The organism is Zavarzinia sp. CC-PAN008, assembly GCF_051903925.1.
Classification (GTDB): Bacteria; Pseudomonadota; Alphaproteobacteria; order Zavarziniales; family Zavarziniaceae.
The window spans coordinates 597,504-616,153 of record NZ_CP173678.1 but is presented as its reverse complement, the minus strand read 5'-3'; the positions used below and the strand labels follow the sequence as shown (position 1 = coordinate 616,153).

General features: G+C 68.2%; 16 protein-coding genes. 7 read left to right on the top strand and 9 right to left on the bottom strand.

The window, feature by feature from the left end; translation table 11 throughout:
- Positions 1–2: 2 nt before the first annotated feature.
- The 9 genes from ACI6GS_RS03065 to ACI6GS_RS03025 form a co-directional block, all read right to left on the bottom strand.
- On the bottom strand, positions 3–1,265 hold the full coding sequence (locus ACI6GS_RS03065) for an acyl-CoA dehydrogenase family protein (RefSeq protein ID WP_439816305.1): 1,263 nt from the start codon (positions 1,263–1,265) through the stop codon (positions 3–5).
- Entirely contained in the window at positions 1,262–2,398 is a 1,137-nt protein-coding gene (locus ACI6GS_RS03060) for an LLM class flavin-dependent oxidoreductase (protein WP_439816304.1), read from the bottom strand. The genes ACI6GS_RS03065 and ACI6GS_RS03060 overlap by 4 nt, the downstream gene beginning before the upstream one ends.
- Positions 2,399–2,607: 209 nt before the next feature.
- Positions 2,608–4,209: an OprO/OprP family phosphate-selective porin gene (locus tag ACI6GS_RS03055; protein WP_439816303.1), complete on the bottom strand. Its 1,602-nt coding sequence runs from the start codon at positions 4,207–4,209 to the stop codon at positions 2,608–2,610.
- Between the two features lie 354 nt (positions 4,210–4,563).
- Positions 4,564–5,640, bottom strand: a complete 1,077-nt coding sequence (locus ACI6GS_RS03050) for an ABC transporter substrate-binding protein (protein ID WP_439816302.1) — start codon at positions 5,638–5,640, stop codon at positions 4,564–4,566.
- Position 5,641: 1 nt separating this feature from the next.
- Positions 5,642–7,033, bottom strand: coding sequence for an LLM class flavin-dependent oxidoreductase (locus tag ACI6GS_RS03045; RefSeq protein ID WP_439816301.1), 1,392 nt, complete (start codon positions 7,031–7,033; stop codon positions 5,642–5,644).
- Positions 7,034–7,043: 10 nt separating this feature from the next.
- The gene (locus ACI6GS_RS03040) at positions 7,044–7,778 is read right to left on the bottom strand and encodes an SDR family NAD(P)-dependent oxidoreductase (RefSeq protein WP_439816300.1); all 735 of its coding nucleotides are present in this window, start codon (positions 7,776–7,778) and stop codon (positions 7,044–7,046) included.
- A gap of 85 nt (positions 7,779–7,863) precedes the next feature.
- Positions 7,864–8,823 (bottom strand): aliphatic sulfonate ABC transporter substrate-binding protein, encoded by a 960-nt coding sequence (locus ACI6GS_RS03035; protein WP_439816299.1) that lies wholly within the window; start codon positions 8,821–8,823, stop codon positions 7,864–7,866.
- Between the two features lie 35 nt (positions 8,824–8,858).
- Entirely contained in the window at positions 8,859–9,605 is a 747-nt protein-coding gene (locus ACI6GS_RS03030; RefSeq protein WP_439816298.1) for an ABC transporter ATP-binding protein, read from the bottom strand.
- Positions 9,602–10,357 (bottom strand): ABC transporter permease subunit, encoded by a 756-nt coding sequence (locus ACI6GS_RS03025; RefSeq protein WP_439816297.1) that lies wholly within the window; start codon positions 10,355–10,357, stop codon positions 9,602–9,604. The genes ACI6GS_RS03030 and ACI6GS_RS03025 overlap by 4 nt, the downstream gene beginning before the upstream one ends.
- A gap of 300 nt (positions 10,358–10,657) precedes the next feature.
- Between ACI6GS_RS03025 and ACI6GS_RS03020 the strand changes: the two genes are divergently transcribed.
- The 7 genes from ACI6GS_RS03020 to ACI6GS_RS02990 all read left to right on the top strand — a co-directional run bounded on the left by ACI6GS_RS03020 (position 10,658) and on the right by ACI6GS_RS02990 (position 18,649).
- The gene (locus tag ACI6GS_RS03020) at positions 10,658–12,058 is read left to right on the top strand and encodes an LLM class flavin-dependent oxidoreductase (protein WP_439816296.1); all 1,401 of its coding nucleotides are present in this window, start codon (positions 10,658–10,660) and stop codon (positions 12,056–12,058) included.
- Positions 12,059–12,060: 2 nt separating this feature from the next.
- A complete protein-coding gene (locus ACI6GS_RS03015; protein ID WP_439816295.1) occupies positions 12,061–13,416 on the top strand; it encodes an LLM class flavin-dependent oxidoreductase in 1,356 nt (451 codons plus the stop codon).
- Between the two features lie 17 nt (positions 13,417–13,433).
- Positions 13,434–14,261, top strand: coding sequence for a TauD/TfdA dioxygenase family protein (locus ACI6GS_RS03010; RefSeq protein WP_439816294.1), 828 nt, complete (start codon positions 13,434–13,436; stop codon positions 14,259–14,261).
- Between the two features lie 96 nt (positions 14,262–14,357).
- Positions 14,358–15,260: an ABC transporter permease gene (locus ACI6GS_RS03005; RefSeq protein ID WP_439816293.1), complete on the top strand. Its 903-nt coding sequence runs from the start codon at positions 14,358–14,360 to the stop codon at positions 15,258–15,260.
- On the top strand, positions 15,247–16,008 hold the full coding sequence (locus ACI6GS_RS03000) for an ABC transporter ATP-binding protein (RefSeq protein WP_439816292.1): 762 nt from the start codon (positions 15,247–15,249) through the stop codon (positions 16,006–16,008). The genes ACI6GS_RS03005 and ACI6GS_RS03000 overlap by 14 nt, the downstream gene beginning before the upstream one ends.
- Positions 16,009–16,034: 26 nt before the next feature.
- Positions 16,035–17,054 (top strand): ABC transporter substrate-binding protein, encoded by a 1,020-nt coding sequence (locus tag ACI6GS_RS02995; RefSeq protein ID WP_439816291.1) that lies wholly within the window; start codon positions 16,035–16,037, stop codon positions 17,052–17,054.
- Complete coding sequence (locus tag ACI6GS_RS02990) at positions 17,051–18,649, top strand: rhodanese-like domain-containing protein (RefSeq protein ID WP_439816290.1); 1,599 nt, start codon at positions 17,051–17,053, stop codon at positions 18,647–18,649. Before ACI6GS_RS02995 ends, ACI6GS_RS02990 begins: the two co-directional genes overlap by 4 nt.
- The last annotated feature ends 1 nt before the right edge of the window (position 18,650 follow it).

The window sequence follows — 18,650 nt, the reverse complement described above, 5'->3', positions numbered from 1 at the left end:
GTTCAGTACTTCGTGCTGATCGGCGGCGGTCGATGGTTCAGGTGCCAGTCGCCCAGCGTGCGGAACTTGTAGGCGATCGGGTCGTGCGTGGTGTGGACCCGGGCATTGCGCCAGTGCCGGTCCAATCCCAGCGCCCGCGTGCCGCCGGTGGCGCCACCCAGCGCCAGCAGCTTCTCGCCTGCGAACAGGGCCGCCTGTTCCGCCGCGGCCTTGGCCGCTGCGACAGATAGCGAGGCCTGGACCAGGGCCGCTTCCACCGCCTCGGCCGTGGCGGTACCGGACAGGCGGAGGCTGGCCGCGTGCTCCAGGGTATCGGCCGCGCGGGCGACGATCGCCTGGGCCACTTCGGCCTGGACCGCGATCTCGCCCAGCGCGTGGAGGATGTAGGGATCCTCCGTGGCGCGGGTCAGGCCCGATTCGGCGGTCGGCCGGGCATTGGTGCGCGCGTGGCGGGCGCCATCCTCCAGCGCTGCGAGCGCGATGCCCGCCTCGACCGCCGCGTGCTGGATCTGGGCGCTTGCCCCGAAGAAGCTGCGCGCCTTGCCGAAATCGTCCAGGTGGATGACTTCGTCATCGGCGACGTGGACGTCCTTCAGCAGGGTCGTGCCGCTGCCCGTGGTGCGCTGGCCCCAGCCGTCCCAGTCGTCGACGATCGTGATGCCGGCCCGGTCGGCCGGCACGACGACCATCGCGAGGGCGTCGTCCTCCTTCAGCACGCCAATATAGAGGTAGTCGGCGAACAGGCTGCCGGTGCTGTAGAACTTGCGGCCGTCCAGGCGCCATTGACCGGCCTTTCGATGCAGGCGGGTCGAAATCTCGCCGACCACCGTGCCGCCGCGCTCGGCAAAGGCATTGGCAAAGACCGCTCCCTTGGCGATGGCGCCGAACCAGCGGGCCCGCTGGTCGCGGCTGCCCTCCAGGCGGAGCAGGTCCAGGAAGCAGAAATGCGGCAGCAAAGCCTGGGCCACGTTGGAATCGCCGCGCGCCAGTTGGACCACGACCTGGCTGAGGACCGGGAACGACGCACCGGAGCCGCCGAACTCCGCCGGCACATGGACCGCCTGGATGCCGGCGGCGCGCAGTTCGGCAAAGGCTGGATGGGGCAGGATGCGGTGCAGGTCGCGCTGCGCCGCATCCACCGCCAGACGGTCGGCGATGCGCCGCGCCGTGCCGACCGGATCGGTCAGCGCAGCCCCACGGGCAATTCCCGCCTCGGCCAGCACCTGGGCCACGTTCGGGCGGCCTTCTGCTTTCACTGCACTCATGCGTGGAGCCCTGCCTGCTTGAGGAGCGGCAAGACACGCTCGCCGAAGAACTGGAGGTCGGGGCCATAGTCCAGGAAGTTGACCTGGATCCCGTCGACACCCGCCGCCTTGAGGCGCAGGCAGTCGGCGACGACCTTCTCGGGCGTGCCGACGATCTGGATGTTGCCGCCGACGATGCGCTGGGCTTTCGAATGGCCGCGCCAGGCCTGCTGGTCGCCCGAGGTAAAGGCCTGCTGGACGGCGTCCAGCGCCACCTCGTCTGCTCCTGCGATGATGCGGGCGACGGCTGCCTCCGCCTCACCTTGCGTCTCGCGGGCGATCACGTGCGGATTGATGACGGTGCGGACCGTGCGGCCCTGTTCCTGCGCCAATTCTCGGATGCGTGCGGTCAGGGCGGGCAGGGCGGCGACAGCATCGTCGATGCCGGCGCCCGTGGGGCTGGTGATGAACAGCACGTCGGAGTGCCGCGCGGCATAGCGAAAGCCCGCGTCGGAGGCGGCGGCGCTGACCAGCAGCGGCCGGCCGTGAACCGGGCGGGGCGAGACATAGGCGTTCTCGACGCTCCAGGTCTCGCCCCGGTGGGTCAGGTCGGCGTCCTCCTCCCACAGGCGCTTGGCCAGGGTGATGAACTCGTCCGCAAGCTCATAGCGCCGGTCGTGGGGGATCGGCTTCAGGCCGAACATCTCGATCTCGCCGGGCTTGTAGCCGGTGACGACGTTGACGCCCCAGCGCCCGCCGGTCATGTGGTCCAGGGTCGCGCCGAACCGGGCCAGGTGCAGCGGGTGCCAGCCATAGAGCACATGCACGGTCGAGATCAGAACCAGCCGCTGCGTGATGGCGGCCAGGCCTGCGGTCGAGATCAGGCTGTCGATGGAATTCGCGCGGAAGCCGGTGCGCCCACCGAAACCGCCCTTGTTGAGCCAGGACGCGAAGCCGAACGTAAAGTCAAAGCCCAGGCGCTCCGCCTCGCGCACCAGCCCCGCATTGTAGTCAAAGGTCCACGTCGTCCCGCGCGGCACGTCGGACGGTGTCCATCCGCCCTGGTGCAGCGGCAGGAACAGGCCCAGCAGGAAGGGTTTCTCCAGCAGCCGCTGGCGCGGGGCCAAAGTCTGGCGGGGGAGTATCGCGTTCATTTCACACAAGCAATCACAGGTCCCAAAGAGGAGACAGCCAATTGGGTTTCTGTCTTGGGCGTGCAAAGATTTTCCGGATTTAAAGTGTTTTATTGGCTGAGCGATCGCGCGTACAGTCCGGTCATCCCGGCAGACGCCAGGATCCAGGGGCCACCAGCGCCGGACTTGTGGCCCCTGGGCTAGAGCTTTCGCTGAGCGAATGGCTTAGGTCAGAACGTCAAGGCGGAGCGCAAACCAAGCACGTGGAAGTCGTAGCCGGTATCGACCGTGCCGGGCAGGAGCGGACCGCCTGCCGCGTTGATGACCGTGTTGTTGGTCGCGTCGATATCGACGTGCTGGTACTGCAGGACGAACCGCAGGTTCAGGTTCGGGTACCAGTTGAGTGCCACGCTGGTCACCGCCTGCGCGCCCCCGCGGACGCAGCCCGTGGTGTTGGGCAAGGCGGCGCCGACGTCGCTGCCCCCGGTGCCGAGGCCCGAGAAGCAGCTTTGCCCCGGCCGGTCGCCATCGTTGAGGTCGATATAGGAATAGCGCGCGGCCAGTTCGAACGCGCCCCATGTGCCATTGGCCAGGTTGAAGGGCCGGTCGGGCCGCGGCCGCTGATAGGCCGCCCGGCTCTGGTCATAGCGCCGCCGCTCGCCGGTCAGGATCCAGCTGCCCTGGACGTAGTAGCCCTCGAACCGCGGATCGCTCTGCCCTGTATTCAGCCGGTCCTCGTTCACGCCATAGAAATAGTACTCGCCCTGCAACGCGAAATTGCGGTACTGGCCCGCCGCTTCCAGCCCGACATGATAGGCGCTGTCGGCATTGATGGCGCCCGTGCTGACCGAACGGAAGTCGTCCACCCGCTGTTCCGGCCGCTCCGACAGGGTAATGCCGCTGCGGCTGCCTGGCGCCAGGGTGCCATTGGAATTGGGCGTGAAGACATAGCCCACGCTGGCCCCGACATGGGCCTGCCACACGTCGTTGCTCACTGGCTGGAACGCCGCGGTTGCGACGCCGCCGAACTGCTGGTCGTCGGTTGTCGAGGTGTTGACCCCGATCGTCGGCCCGGTCAGGTAGGCGGACGCATAATAGTTGTCGCCAAAGGTGCGCGCACCGACCGCCGCGCGCGTGCTGCCCGAGGCGATGCTGGTCGCGACGTTGGTCGGGGTGGAGCGCTCCAGGAACAGGAAGTCCTGGCTGCCGATGCGATCCTCCAGCGGGCCGCCGGTCTGGATGTAGCCCGCATCGATCACGAACGGCTTGAACCCGGTATAGGTGATGCGTGCCTCGTCCAGCGCGGCACTGCCGCCACCCAGGTCATAGCCGATATAGTATTCGAAGTCGTTCCACAGCTTGCCGCTGAGGTTGACGAACAGGCGGCGCAGGTTGACGCCGCTGTTCAGGTCCTGCGCAGCGGCAGGACGGCGATCCGGAACCAGGGCGTTTGCCGGCCCCTCGTCCTGGAAATACTGGGCATAGTCCAGGTGGATGCGGCCGCCGATCGACAGTTCGAACTGCCCGTCGGCCGAGGTGAAGGTGGGGCGGCCGTTGCGCACCGTCAGCACCGGCGCGTCCTTGCCCTTGGCTTCGATCCCATCGACTTTCAGCTCGACATTACGGTTGACGACCTGGAGCGATTGCAGCCGCTCCTCGACCGAGCGCAGCTGTTGCTCCTGCTGTTGCAGCAGCTGGCGTTGCGTCTCGATCTGCTGGCGCTGCTGCTCGAGCTGCCTTTGCAGCTCGCCCACGCTGTCGGCCCGGGCGACGCCGCCCAGGGCCAGCAGCCCGGCCAGCGCCGTGCCGGCCAGAAGAAATGCGCGATTCATGGCTCCCCCTCCGCCGTTCCGGCGGATGCCTTTGGCTTTGAATGTTCGGGTTTGACGCAACAGAGGGGGAAGTCATGCGGCAGTGCACAATACGTGTCGATTGAATTACCTTATCCATTTCTGCGCTGTTCATTGGACTCTTAAAAATCAATACTCATGAAAAAGCCGGAAATTGACGGGAGATATTTGAAGATTGGACAACAATATTCATGCACCGGATTTGCGTCCGGCGCATGTCTGGCTTCAGCGATTGAGAGAGATCAGCTGGACACGCCGCTACAAGCGCGGAACGTCCAAACGGAACGCTCATCCCCGCGAAGGCAGGGCTGAGCTGGCACAGGGTATGCTCGATGGCTACAGGCCGGCGTGCGCCTCGGCCAGGATGCTGGGATCGGCCCAGTCCTCGACAGTAAAGTCGTTGGACACATAGCCATGCTTGCGCAGGAAATCCTTCTGCAGGCGCAGGCCCGCCAGGTTCTGCGGCGACAGGTTCGGCACCAGGTCGTAGTGGCGCAGCGCCCGCGCGATCTCGGCCGCGTCGGGGTAATAGGTGCTGCGCCGGAAGATCGCCCCCGCCGCTTGCGGGTTGGCGTTGATCCAGCGCCCGGCGCGGATTGCGGCACGGGTCCAGGCGACCACCGCATCACGGTTGGCTTCCGCGAATTCGCGGCTGAACACCAGCGTGCGCGGCGAGTTCGCGTTGCGCAGGGTCCAGTCCGGATGGCGGTCCAGGTCCTCGATCACCTTGAACTGGCCGGTCCGCTCCAGCGTCTCGGCCACCCCCACCGAATAGTCGAACAGGGCGTCGATCCGGCCGTCGGCCAGCGCCTTGGCCTCGTTCGTCAGGTACGACCCTGACTCATTGAAATAGCGCTTCTGCGCCCAGATGCCGGCCGGTGTGGGTGCAGGCTGCTCGTCATGGCGATCGGTGTCGGCGATGTCGACCCAGTCCAGGTCGTGGCGTGTCAGGCCGTGCACCGCCAGCACGTTCAGGATGCCCCGTTCCGTGGTGGCCCGGCGATGGTCGATCTTGGCGTTGTTTGCGCTGCGATAGATGCCGATGCGCCGGCCCTTGAGGTCGCCCACCCGGAACAGGTCCGAACCGGCGCGAACCAGGACCTTGCCAGCGGGCTGCGCTTGGGTCAGGCCGACCAGGACGGTGCGGCGGATGTCGGCATGGGCCCAGATCGCGGGGCTGTTGCCGCCATCGCGCACCAGGCGGTCGCTGTCGTGGGTGAAGTGGAGGTTCCAGGTGCCATCGTCGGGCCGGCTGCGCAGGTGCAGGGCGCGTGCGCCGACCCGGGCCAGTTCGTCGTCGATCCAGCCCAGTTCCAGCGCCACGTTGGAGGCGACCAGGACGGGGCAGAGCGTGTAGGTGAACTCCGCCACGGCAGCCGCAAGCGGGCGGCCCAGGGGGGAAACCGCGTTCATCTCAGGCCTCCTGCAGGTGGGGGGTGCGCGCCAGGTTGCGGAACGCCGCACCGGGATGCGTGGGGTGCAGAAGCGGTCCACGGCCCGGAAACAGCTTTTCGCGCAACGTCCCCTCGCGATAGGCGGTCTTGAAGCGGCCGCGGGCCTGCAGCTCCGGCACCACCAGGTCGACGAAGTTGGACAATGTCTCCGGCACCACGACGCGCACCAGATTGAAGCCGTCGACGTCCGTATCCTCGACCCACTCGATCAGTTCGTCCGCGACCTCGCTGGCGCTGCCAACGATGAAGGGACCGCGGGCCCCCGTCTGGTTGAACGCGATCAGCTCGCGCGGGGTGATCGGCTTGTCCGCCTTCAGCGTGATGTTCTCGACAAAGGACTGGATCGAGTTGTTCTTCTCGTACGTGATCGGCTGGTCCAGGTCGTACTTGCCGAAGTCGATGCCGGACCAGCCGGAGACCAGGGCCAGCTGCCCCGCCGGATCGACGTAGCGGGCGTACTCCGCGGCCAGGTCCAGCGCCTCGGCCCGCGTCGGCGCGGCGATTACGGTCGCCCCCAGGAAGAACAGGATGTCATACGGGTCGCGGCCGAAGCTGCGGGCCTGGGTGCGGACATCGCGCACCGCGTCGGCGACGATGCGGCGGCTCTGCCCGTTCAGGAAGATCGCCTCGCTGTGGCGGGCGGCAAAGGCGCGGCCGCGGCCCGACGTCCCGGCCTGGTAAAGCACAGGGGTGCGCTGCGGCGACGGCTCGCTCAGGTGCGGCCCGTCGACCTTGAAGTACGGGCCGTCATGGCGCACGGCATGCACTTTCTCGGGCCGGGTGAAGGTGTGGCCGGCGCGGTCATGGACCACGGCGCCGTCCTCCCAACTGCCCTCCCACAGCTTGTAGGCCGCCTCCAGGAAGTCCTCGCCCACGTCATAGCGGTCGTCATGGGTGCGGACGTCGCCGCGCCCCATGCCGCGCGCGCCGCTGGCCAGATAGCCGGTCACGATGTTCCAGCCGGCCCGGCCGCCGGTCAGGTGGTCCAGCGTCGAATAGCGCCGCGCGAACTGGAACGGATGCTCATAGGTCAGCGTGGACGTGACACCGAAGCCGACATGCTTCGTGTGATAGGCCATGGTCGGCACGATCAGCGTGGGATCGTTGATCGGCGACTGCGCCGCGGCCCGCCTGGTTGCATCCGCATTGCCGCCATAGACGTCGTAGATGCCGAACACATCGGCAAGAAAGACACCGTCCAGCAGGCCGCGCTCCGCCGTCTGGGCCAGGTTCACCCAGTAGTCCAATGACTTGTAGTTCACGGAATTGTCGCGCGGGTGACGCCACAACCCGGCCCATGAATGACCGGGCGCGTTCATGTGAAAGGCGTTGAGGCGGATTTCCTTTGGCATTCGGGCCTCCTCAGGCATAGGGGGCGCCGCCGCCATCGACATAGAGGCGGGTGCCGTTCACGAACTTCGCGGCGTCGGAGAGCAGGTAGGCGACCGCCTCGGCCACATCGATTGGCAGGCCAGGTCCGGCCAGGGCCGTCTTGCGGAAGATGTTGACCGTGCCGCTGTCGGCCATGCTGGCCATGCGCGGCGACTGGATCGGTCCCGGATCGACGGCATTGGTCCGCACGCCGTCCGGGCCATAGCGGCGGCCCAGGCCCTGGACCAGCAGGTCAAGCGCTGCGTTCACCGTGCTGCCGGGGAAGTGCTGGGGCGGTGGCTCGATCCCGCCTCGGCCGCTGATGAGCACGATGGCGCCCGAACCTTGCGCGATCAGTGCTGGCAGGATGGCGCGCGCCGGCCGCGCGCTGCCCAACAGCTTGGCCTGGATGACCTTCAGCCAGTCTTCGTCCGCCAGGTCCAGGAAATCGCCAAAGGCGCCGACATTGGTGCTGGCGACCAGGCCGTCGATCCGGCCGTGCCGCGCGATCAGCTCGGCATAGGCGCGGGTGACGTCGGCCGTGTCGGTGACGTCGACCGGCAGACGGTCGATGCCCGCCGCGCCGCCAAAGTCGGTACTGGCGACCGACCGGCCGGACGCGACGACGGTCGCCCCGCGCTCGGCCAGCAGCACGGCGGTGGCACGGCCCAGGGCCCCGGACGCCCCCGTGACCCAGATGACCTTGCCGTCAAAACGATGAGACATAAGACGTTACTTCCCTTGAGACTTTGGCGCCTGGCCTTGTTCCCGCTCATCCGCGCAACGGCGGGGATGAGCGGGTGGGGGAGGATCAGGCCGGTACGGCGAAGCTGCGGTCGAAGGCGGCGTCGACCTTCAGCGGCTTGATCACCTCGTGCCGGGCGAAGACGTCTGCTGCCGACTGCAGGGCCGCCACGATCGAGTCGTCGATCTCGACGGGGGTCGGGGTCACCTCCAGCCTGACCCGCTTTGCCAGTTCGACGGGGAGCTTGGTGAGGTCGGCGATGATCTGCGCGGTCTCGTCCGGGTGCTCCAGCGACCAGCGCCGGGCCTCGAAGATGCGGCGCTTGAAGTCGGCGACGAACTCCCGCTTGGTGTTGATCGCGTCGACGCTGGCCAGCAGGTAGTTGTAGGTACCGCCGCCGCCGGTATCGGACAGGTTCGCAAAGACCTTGCCGCCGTCCTGCTCAATCGCCAGCGTCGAATAGGGTGGCCAGACGATCCAGGCGTCGACCGTGCCGCTGGCAAAGGCCGGCTTGGCATCGACCGGCCCCAGGAAGACCAGCTCGACATCGCTGGGCGTCAGGCCGGCGCGGTCGAGCAGTTCCAGGGCCACGATATGCCCGGCGCCGCCGCGGTTCACGGCGATCTTGCGACCCTTCAGGTCACTGATCGACTTGGCCGCGACCTCCGGCCGGCTTATGGCGACGAGCTGGGTCGGCCCATGCTTGATGGCCCCAACGGAACGTACCGGGGTGCCGGCGGCATATGCGAACAGGAAGGGGATGTCCCCTGTCTCGCCCACGTCAATTGCGCCGGCGTTGAGTGCTTCAAGCTCCGGCGCACCGGCCGCGAACTTGCTCCATTCGATCGTGTAGTCCAGGTCCTTGTGCAGGCCGGCCGCCTCCAGCACGGGCTGCAGGACGGTCGCGTTCATGTCGCCGATGCGCAGCACATTGGCCGCGCGGGCGGAGCGCGCCTTGATGATGGAGAAGGTGGAGACGGCAGCGGCGCCCGCCAGCACGGTGCGGCGCGTAAGGGTCAAGGTCATGTCGTTCCGTTGTCGAGAAGGGTTGTGGCAGGGGTTCAAGGATCGCCGGTGTCGTCGTCCGCGCCGCCGACGCCCAGGCGGGCCAGCAGCACCTCGCGCAGGGCCTCGATCCGGCTGTCGGCGTGGTGGCGGGGATGGGCCACGTCGACGGTGAAGTCGCTGGCGATTCGCCCCTGGTCGAGGACGATCACCCGGTCGGCCAATTGCAGCGCCTCATCCACGTCGTGGGTGACCAGCAGGACGGCCGGCCCATGGGCGCGCCACAGCTTCGCGACCAGCCGCTGCATGCGGATCCGGGTCAGGGCGTCGAGGGCCGCGAACGGCTCGTCCAGCAGCAGCAGTTCGGGCTCCCGCACCAGGGCGCGGGCCAGGGCGGCGCGCTGGGCCTCGCCCCCCGACAGGGTCAGCGGCCAGGCATCGATACGGTGCGACAGGCCGACCTCGTCCAGCGCCGCCAGGGCGACCGCACGCGGATCCGCGCGACGCAGGCCCAGGACCAGGTTGCGCCAGACGCGCTTCCACGGCACCAAACGCGGCTCCTGGAAGACCACGGCCCGGGCCTGCGGCACGGTCACCACGCCGGCGGGCGCGGAATCGAGGCCTGCCAGCGTGCGCAGCAAGGTTGACTTGCCCGAGCCGGAGCGGCCCAGCAGGGCGACAAAGGCGCCGCGCTCGATCTCCAGGTCCAGGCTGTCCAGCACCGTGACAGGGCCGAACGCCCGGGTCAGGCGATTGACGCGAACGACCACGTCGCGCGCCCGGGTGGCATGGATCGCGCTCATGCCACGTCGTCCTTGACATTGGCCGGACGCCAGGCGAGCGCGTGACGCTCGATCACCCGCACCAGCTGGTCGGTCGAGAGGCCGAGCAGCGCATAGACCAGCAGGCACGCAAGGATGATGTCGGTGCGCATGTAATCGCGCGCCGTCATCGCCAGGTAGCCGATGCCGCTGGACGCGTTGATCTGCTCGCCCACCACCAGGGACAACCATGAGAACGCCAGGGCATAGCGAAGCCCGACCAGGAACGACGAGATCGAGCCCGGCAGGATCACGTGGATGATCTGCTCTGCCCGGGTCAGGCCCAGCGTGGTCGTCGCTTCCACGATCTTGGCGTCAACGCCCCGGATCCCGGCGAACAGGTTCAGGTAGATCGGGAACAGGCAGCCCAGGGCGACCAGCGCGATCTTGGGCGTCTCGCCGATGCCGAACCACAGGATGAACAGCGGCACCAGCGCCAGGTGCGGCAGCGTGCGGAGCATCTGCAGCGTGGCGTCGACCGCATCCTCGCCCCGGATCGACAGGCCAGCGATCAGCGCCAGGACCGTGCCGGCGGTCACCCCGATGACAAGGCCGGTCGCCGCGCGACCCAGGGACACGAGCAGGTGCTGAACCAGCTCCCCCGTGATCGTCAGCTCGTACAGCGTCACCGCGATCTGCACGGGCGACGACACCGCGCGGGTAGAGATCAGATCCGCCGTTGCCAGGACCTGCCACACGATCAGCAGCCCGACCGGCACCGCAAGCCGCCGCAACGGCCGACCCCAGGGACCAAGTCCCAGGCGAACCCTGGCCCTGGGTTCCGGAAGTGACAGCACAGCCATGGGAATCCCGCTTTCTCAAGGGGCGTCCCGCAAGGATCGGGACCGCAGGCCTCAAGCTGCGCAGGCCGGGCTGTCAGGGAAAGGCAATTACATTGGCAATGCGTGGCCGTCGGATATTTCCATGACGTCGCTGTGATAAGCGATTTTGCTCGTTACCCTATCAATCTAGTCGAGAATAAGGGGCGCGCCGCACCAGCCGTCGGCGCGGGTACTCAGTCCAAGGATGCCGTGATGCCCAGGGAAATTCGCCTCAACGCCTTTGCCATGCAGAGCCCGGTGCACCATTCGCCGGGCCTGTGGCGGCATCCGGCGGACAAGTCGCTGGGCTTCACCGACCTCGACACCTGGGTGGAACTGGCCCGGGTGCTGGAGGACGGCCTGTTCGATGCGCTGTTCGTGGCAGACAGCTACAGCGCCAACGAGATCTTTGGCGGCAGTGTCGATGCAGCGCTGCGCCGTGGCGTCCAGGTGCCCAAGCTGGACCCCCTGCTCAGCGTCAGCGCCATGGCCCATGCAACGCGACACCTGGGCTTTGGCATCACCTCGAACGCACTGTTCGAGCCGCCCTATCCCTTTGCCCGGCGCATGTCGACGCTGGACCACCTGACACGCGGGCGCATCGGCTGGAATGTCGTGACCGGCCATTCGGCGGCCGGCGCCAGGGCCCTGGGGCACAAGGCGCTGATCCCGCACGACGAACGCTACGACATCGCCGACGAGTACCTGGACCTGGTCTATGCCCTGTGGGAGGGCAGTTGGGAGGATGGGGCCGTGGTCCGTGACCGGGCGTCAGGCATCTTTGCCGACCCGTCGCGCATCCATCGCATCACCCGCCGCACGCGCCATTTCCAGGTCGATGCGATCCATCTGGTAGAGCCTTCGCCCCAGCGTACGCCAGTCCTGTTCCAGGCTGGGGCCAGCGGCCGTGGCCGGGGCTTTGCCGCGACCCATGCGGAGGCGATCTATGTCAGCGGGCCCAGCGCCCGGGTCCTGGCGCCGCTTGTCGCCGATACGCGGGCCCGCGCCGCAGCCCTGGGCCGCGATCCGGCGGACCTGCTGTTCTTCTCCATGGCAACCGTCATCACGGGGGCGACGGATGAGGAGGCGCAGGCGAAGCTTGCCGACTACCGCCGCCATGTCGATCCGGAGGCAGCGTTGATGCTGTTCTCGGACTGGACCGGCATCGACTTCTCCCGCGTCGATCCGAACGAGCCGATCCGCCACCAGGCGCAGGCCGAGGGCATCCACTCTGCCCTGGAGTCCTTCACGATCGGTGACCCCAACCGGGTCTGGACGGTGCGCGAACTTGCGGAGCACGTCTCGATCGGGGGACGCGGGCCCGTCTTCGTCGGCGCACCCGGCCCCGTTGCCGACCAGATCGAGCGCTGGGTGACGGAATCGGGCGTGGACGGCCTCAACCTGTCCTATGCCATCACGCCCGGCGGCTTCCGCGACTTCGGCACGTTCATCGTGCCGGAACTTCAGCGCCGCGGTCGGTTCAAGCACGCCTATGCGCCCGGCACGTTCCGCGAAAAGCTGTTCGGCCCAGGCCGGGCGCGCCTGCCCGCCAGCCACCCGGCCGCCGCATTCCGACCCGGTGCGCCGGCGCCCGCGTCGAGTTCCGCGGCCTGACCATGGCCAGGCGTCTGGTTCTGGGCACGCTGGTCATGCCCAACGGTCATCATGGTGCCGGCTGGCGCCACCCGGATGCGCGGTTCGGGGGCGACGAATCCTTCGACTTCTATCGGGGGATCGCGCAGACGCTGGAGCGCGGCCTGTTCGACGTGCTCTTCCTGCAGGATCAGGTCTGTGTCCGTGACCATGGCGGGGTCGAGGTCCAATCCCGCGCCAACATCACGGCGCACCTGGAGCCGCTGACCCTGCTCTCTGCCCTGTCCGTGGTGACCCGGAACCTGGGCCTCGTCGCCACCGCCTCGACCACCTACAACGAGCCGTACCATGTGGCGCGGCTGTTCGCCTCGCTGGACCACCTGAGTGGCGGGCGCGCCGGCTGGAACGCCGTCACCTCGTTCACGGATGCCGAGGCACACAATTTCGGGCGCGAGGCCCACCTTGACCACGACACCCGCTATGACCGGGCACGGGAGTTCGTGGGCCTCGTCCGCGACCTGTGGGACAGCTGGGACGACGACGCCTTCGTCCGGGACAAGGCCAGTGGCCGCTACTTCCTGCCAGGGCGCCTGCACGTCCTGAACCATCGCGGCCGCCATTTCGCGGTCAAGGGCCCGCTCAACGTGCCGCGCAGCCCGCAGGGCCACCCCGTCATCTTCCAGGCTGGCGCATCCGCCGATGGCCTGGACCTGGCCGCCGCAACGGCGGAGGTCGTCTATGCCGCCGCCCAGGCCAAGGCCGATGCCCAGGCCTATTACACGACGCTGAAGGCCCGCGCCGCCGCTTTGGGCCGCCCGCCCGGCCTGCCGCTGATCCTGCCCGGCCTGCACGCCATTGTCGGCCGGACGGAGGCGGAGGCGAAAGCGAAGTACCGCGCCCTGCTGGACCTCGTGGATCCCGTCGTGGGCCTGGCCCAGCTGTCCATGTTCTTCACCGTCGACCTGTCGGGCCATCCGCTCGACGGTCCGGTGCCCGACGTGCCCCTGACCCAGGGCCATCGCAGCCGGCAGAAGCTGCTGCTGGACCTGGCCCGGCGCGAGAACCTGACCCTGCGGCAGCTGATCGGCCATGTCGCCAACGGCCTGGGCCATCTGACCATCGTCGGCACGGCGGCACGCATTGCCGATGTGATGCAGGACTGGTTCCAGGATGGGGCCGCGGACGGCTTCAACATCCTTCCGCCCTACCTGCCCGGCGGCATCGACGACTTCGTGGACCTGGTCGTGCCGGAGCTTCAGGCCCGGGGACTGACCCGCACCGCCTATGACGGCCGCACCTTGCGCGAAAACCTGGGCCTGGCGCGGCCCGCCAACCGCTTCACCCCAGCGCCGGCACCGGCCGCGCTGGCGCCCGCCTGACTGCTGGAGGACCCCCGATGACCCCCGCGACGATCGAGATCGCGCCAGCCTCGCCCCGGATCGGCGCTTATGTCCGTGGCATCGACCTGACGCGCCCCTTGAGCAACGCCCAGGTCGCCGACCTGCACCAGGCGCTTCTCGACCACGGCGTGCTCTTCTTTCGCGACCAGCCCCTGGATATCGATAGCCACAAGCGCCTGGGCCGCTATTTCGGCGAGTTGCACATCCACCCCAATACGGCCGGGCCGGAGGGGCACCCCGAAATCCTGCCGATCCATGCCGACGCCAACTCAAGAATGGTGTCGGGCGAGCGCTGGCATTCCGATGTCAGCTGCGAGGCCGAACCCCCGCTGGGCAGTATCCTCTACCTCCACACCGTGCCGCCACTGGGCGGCGACACTCTGTTCGCCAGCGCCGCTGCCGCGTATGACGCGCTGTCACCCAGGTTGCAGGCCTATCTCGACGGCCTGACCGCGACGCACTCGGGCGAGCGCTCCTATCGCCGTTCCAACGCGCTGAAGGGCATCGACGACCGAGGCCGGGTGCATCCGCAGGCGGTTCATCCCGTCGTCGTCCGCCATGCCGAGACGGGCCGCAGGACGCTGTTCGTCAACCGGGGCTTCACGGTGCGCATCAACGACGTGCCCGATGACGAGAGCACGGCCATCCTGGAGCATCTTTACCAGCACCTGGCCAAGCCGGATTTCCAGGTCCGCTTTGCCTGGGCACCGCACTCGGTCGCGTTCTGGGACAACCGCGCCGTCCAGCACCAGGCGGTCTGGGACTATTACCCGCACGTCCGGTCGGGCCGGCGCGTCACGATCCGCGGCAGCACCCCACAATAAACACCTGTGTATTGGGAAATACAATCATCCCCACGGATCAGCAGCAACAATATACCCTATCAATTCAGTAGTCATTTCGTCTTCAAAGGAGGGGGCATGTCGTCCACAACCAGCGCCCTGCGGGCGACCCTCGACCCTGGCGAGGGGCATGCCTCTCCCCGGCCGGCGGCGAGACTCTCAGCACTTGAGGACCTGAGCCCCGGCGACCGGCAACAAGGTGGCGAGAGCCGGACGGCCCGCTGGGGCGGGCGCCTGCTGCGCGGCGTCATCCCGTTGCTGATCCTGGTCCTGTGGCAGGCGATCTGCGGCCTGGGCCTGGTCTCCGCCTATGTCCTGCCGTCGCCGACTGACATCGTGAACGGCTTCGTCGAACTGCTGCGCACCGGCGATCTGCAATCCGCCATTCCTGTCTCCCTCAGCCGGTCGGCCGTGGGCCTGGCGGTGGGCGGCAGTGTCGGCCTGGTCCTTGGTCTGTTCGCCGGCCTCTGGCGGGTGGGCGAGCAGGTCTTCGACGCGCCCATGCAGATGCTGCGCACGATCCCGTTCATCGCGCTGATCCCGCTGTTCATCACCTGGTTCGGCATCGACGAATTCTCGAAGGTCGCCCTGATCACGGCGGCCTCGATCTTCCCGATGTATCTCAACACCTATGCCGGCGTGCGCGGCGTGGATCCGAAGCTGATCGAGGCGGGACAGACCTTTGGCCTCAGTCACCGCCAGATTGCGCTCCGCATCATCCTGCCGACGGCCCTGCCCTCGATCCTGATCGGGCTGCGCTACGCCGCCGGCATCTCGCTCCTGGCGCTGGTCGCCGCCGAGCAGATCAACGCCCAGGAAGGCATCGGCTACATCCTGGTCAACGCCAACCAGAACCAGCGCCCCGACCTGATCATCGCCGGCATCATCGTCTATGCCGCCCTTGGCATCATCACCGATATGATCATGCGCGGGATCGAGGCGCTGGCCCTGCCCTGGAGGCCCCACCTTGTCCTCGCCTGATCTCCTGACCGTGCCGGCCCAGGCGCGTACGCCCCAGCTCGCGGTCGACCTGCGCGGCGTGCGCCGCATCTTCGGCGACCGCGCCGTGCTCGACGGCATCGACATCCAGCTGAAGCCTGCGGAGTTCGTGGCCCTGCTGGGTCCGTCCGGCACGGGCAAGACGACCCTGCTGCGCATCCTGGCGGGGCTCGACCGTGCCGATGCCGGCGTGGTGCGGGTCCCGGCCAACCGCTCCGTCGTCTTCCAGGAACCGCGCCTGGTGCCGGCCAAGCGGGTCTGGCAGAACGTCGTCCTGGGTTTCGCGCGGGAACGCGACGGCCGGGATGCGGCGCGCGCCGCGCTGTCCGAGGTGGGCCTGGCCGCCCACGAACACGCCTGGCCCAAGACCCTGTCGGGGGGCGAGGCGCAGCGCGTGGCGCTGGCCCGCGCCCTGGTGCGCGAGCCGGGATTGCTGCTGCTGGACGAGCCGTTCGCGGCACTCGATGCCCTGACCCGGATCCGCATGCACGAGCTGGTGGGCCAGCTCTGGGCGCGCCACCACCCGGCGGTCGTCCTCGTCACCCATGACGTGGACGAGGCGATCCTGCTGGCCGACCGCATCATCCTGCTGAACCGCGGCGCCATCGACCTGGACCTGCCCGTCGCGGTCGACAAGCCGCGCCAGCGCAGCGATCCCGCCTTCGCCGACCTGCGCGCGCTCCTCCTCGACCACCTGGGCGTCAAGGGGCAGCAGGGCGGCCATCACTGAACCGAAAGACATCAAGGAAGAGACAGATGGTAGAGACGACGCGCCGTGGCCTTCTGGCCGGGGTTGGCATGATCGGGCTGGCGGCGGGCCTGGGCGCCCTGCCCCGGCGGGTCCGTGCGAGCGAACGGCCGCTTCTCCAGGTCGGCGCGCAGGATGCCGCACTGCCTGAGATCATCCGCCAGTCAGGCGTGCTGGAAGACGCCCCGTTCGATGTGAAGTGGGCCGTCCTGACCGGGCCCGCCGCCCAGCTCCAGGCGCTCTATGCCCAGTCGCTGGACGTCGGCCTGATGGGCGATACCTCGCTCATCATCGAGCAGGGCAAGGCCCGTGAGGAATGGACGGCCGAGACCGCGCCGTTGCAGATCGTGGCCGGCTGGCGCAATCCCGATCCCGCCTACCCGCCGATCGTCACGGTGGTCAGCAAGGCCTCCGGGATCCAGTCGCTGGCCGATCTCAAGGGCAAGCGCTGGTCGTACAATTTCGGCGGCTTCAACTACCTGCAGTACAAGCTCAGCCACATCAAGGCGGGCCTGACCGAGAAGGACTTCTCGCCCGTGAAACTGGGCGACGGAAACCTGTCGGCGGCGGCCTTCGTCTCGGGCCAGGTCGATGCCTATTCCGGCATGCTGGGACCGGTCAAGGCGCTGGTCGACCGGGGCGAGGCGTCGATCCTGGTGCGCAGCGACGAGCTGGAAATCCCGGCCCGCACCGTGTTCACCGCGCGCGGCGACGTGATCCGGGACGAGGCGAAGAGCGCCGTGCTGGCCGACTTCCTGGCCCGGGTGCGTCTGCACTGGGACTGGCACGCCGCCAATCTGCCCGCCGTGGAGCAGATCTGGATCGATAAGGGCAAGCAGACGCCCGAGCGCGCGGCCTATTCCGCCCGCAACGGCATTTCGAAGTTCTATCCGCTGGACGATGCCCTGGTCGCCCAGGAACAGAAGATCGCCGACACGCTGTTCGAGTCGGGCGACATCCCCAAGCGGATCGACGTGTCGGTCGAATACAGCCGCAAGTACAACCCCCAGACGGTCGGCACCGCATGAGCGCGCAGACAATCGACGTCGCCGGCCTGCGCACCCTGCTGGCCGGCGACACCGAATACGCGCTGGTCGATGTCCGGGAGGAGGGCGTCCAGGCCAGGGACGGCCACATCCTGGTGTCGGTGCCCCTGCCTTTCAGCCGCCTGGAGCAGCGCATCGCCCTGCTGGTGCCCCGCAGCGGCACCCGTCTGGTCGTGACCGATGGCGGTGACGGTGCCCTGGCGCAGCGGGCGGCGGCCCGGCTTGAGGCACTGGGTTACCGCAACGTGGCGGTGCTGGAGGGCGGCGTCGCCGCTTGGCGCGCCGCGGGGAACGAGACGTTCACCGGCTCGAGCGCCTACAGCAAGGCATTCGGCGAGTTCGTCGAGCAGCATTACGGCACGCCCCACCTCAGCGCGGAGGATCTGAAGCGAAAGCTGGACGATGGCGAGGATGTTGTCGTCCTGGACGGCCGCACCGTGCAGGAATTCCGGAATTTCAGCATTCCCGGCGCCCATGCCGTCCCGAATGCGGAACTGCCCTACCGCGTGCATGACCTGGTCCGCTCTGCCGAGACGCTGGTCGTCGTCAACTGCGCGGGGCGCACGCGCTCCATCATCGGGGCGCAGGCGCTGATCAATGCCGGCCTGCCAAATCCGGTCCAGGCACTGGAGAACGGCACCATGGCCTGGCTGTTCCAGGGCTGGGACCTAGATCACGGGGTCGGCGAGCTGGCGCCGGCACCGACTGCGGCGGGACTTGAAAAGGCGCGCGCCGTGGTCGGCCATCTGCGCGCCCGCTATGGCCTGGCGTTCATCGATCGCGACACGCTGGACCAGTTCCGGGCCGAGCGCGGTCGCCGCACGCTGCACCTCTATGACGTGCGGACGCAGGGCGAGTTCGAGGCGGGCCACCTGCCCGATGCCCATTGGGCGGAGGGCGGCCAGCTGGTCCAGGGCATCGACCGTTGGGTCGGCACGCGCAATGGCCGGATCGTCGTGGTCGACGATGCGGACGCAGTGCGCGCGGCGATCACCGCATCCTGGCTGGTGCAGCTGGGCTGGGGCGAAGTCTTCGTCTTTGCCGCGGACCCGGCCACGGACTTTGCCGCCACCGGGCCGGATACCCCGCCGCTGCCCGTCACGCCGCCTGAGGTGACGACCGTCGAGCCTGCGGCGCTGACCCGGCTGCTGGCCGATGGGGCGGTCCTGCTGGACCTGGACACCAGCCTGGCCTACCGCGCCGGGCACATTCCGGGCGCACGCTTCGCCGTGCGGTCGCGGCTGGATCCTGCACGCCTGCCCGGGGCCGGCACCATCGTGCTGACCTCGCCCGATGGTGTCCTCGCCAGGCTTGCGGCGGCCGACCTGGGTCTGGCGACGGCACGTCCGGTTGTGGTGCTGGCCGGCGGCACCGCTGCGTGGCGCGCTGCGGGCCTGCCGCTGGAGACGGGCGACACCGCCCTGCTGCACGACACCGACGACGTCTGGCGCTCGCCCTATCAGGTCGACGGCGACCGCCACGAGGCGTTCCGCGAATACCTGGACTGGGAAATCGCCCTGGCCGACCAGTTGAAGCGCGACGACACCGCCCGCTTCAGGATCTTTCCGAAGGACTGAC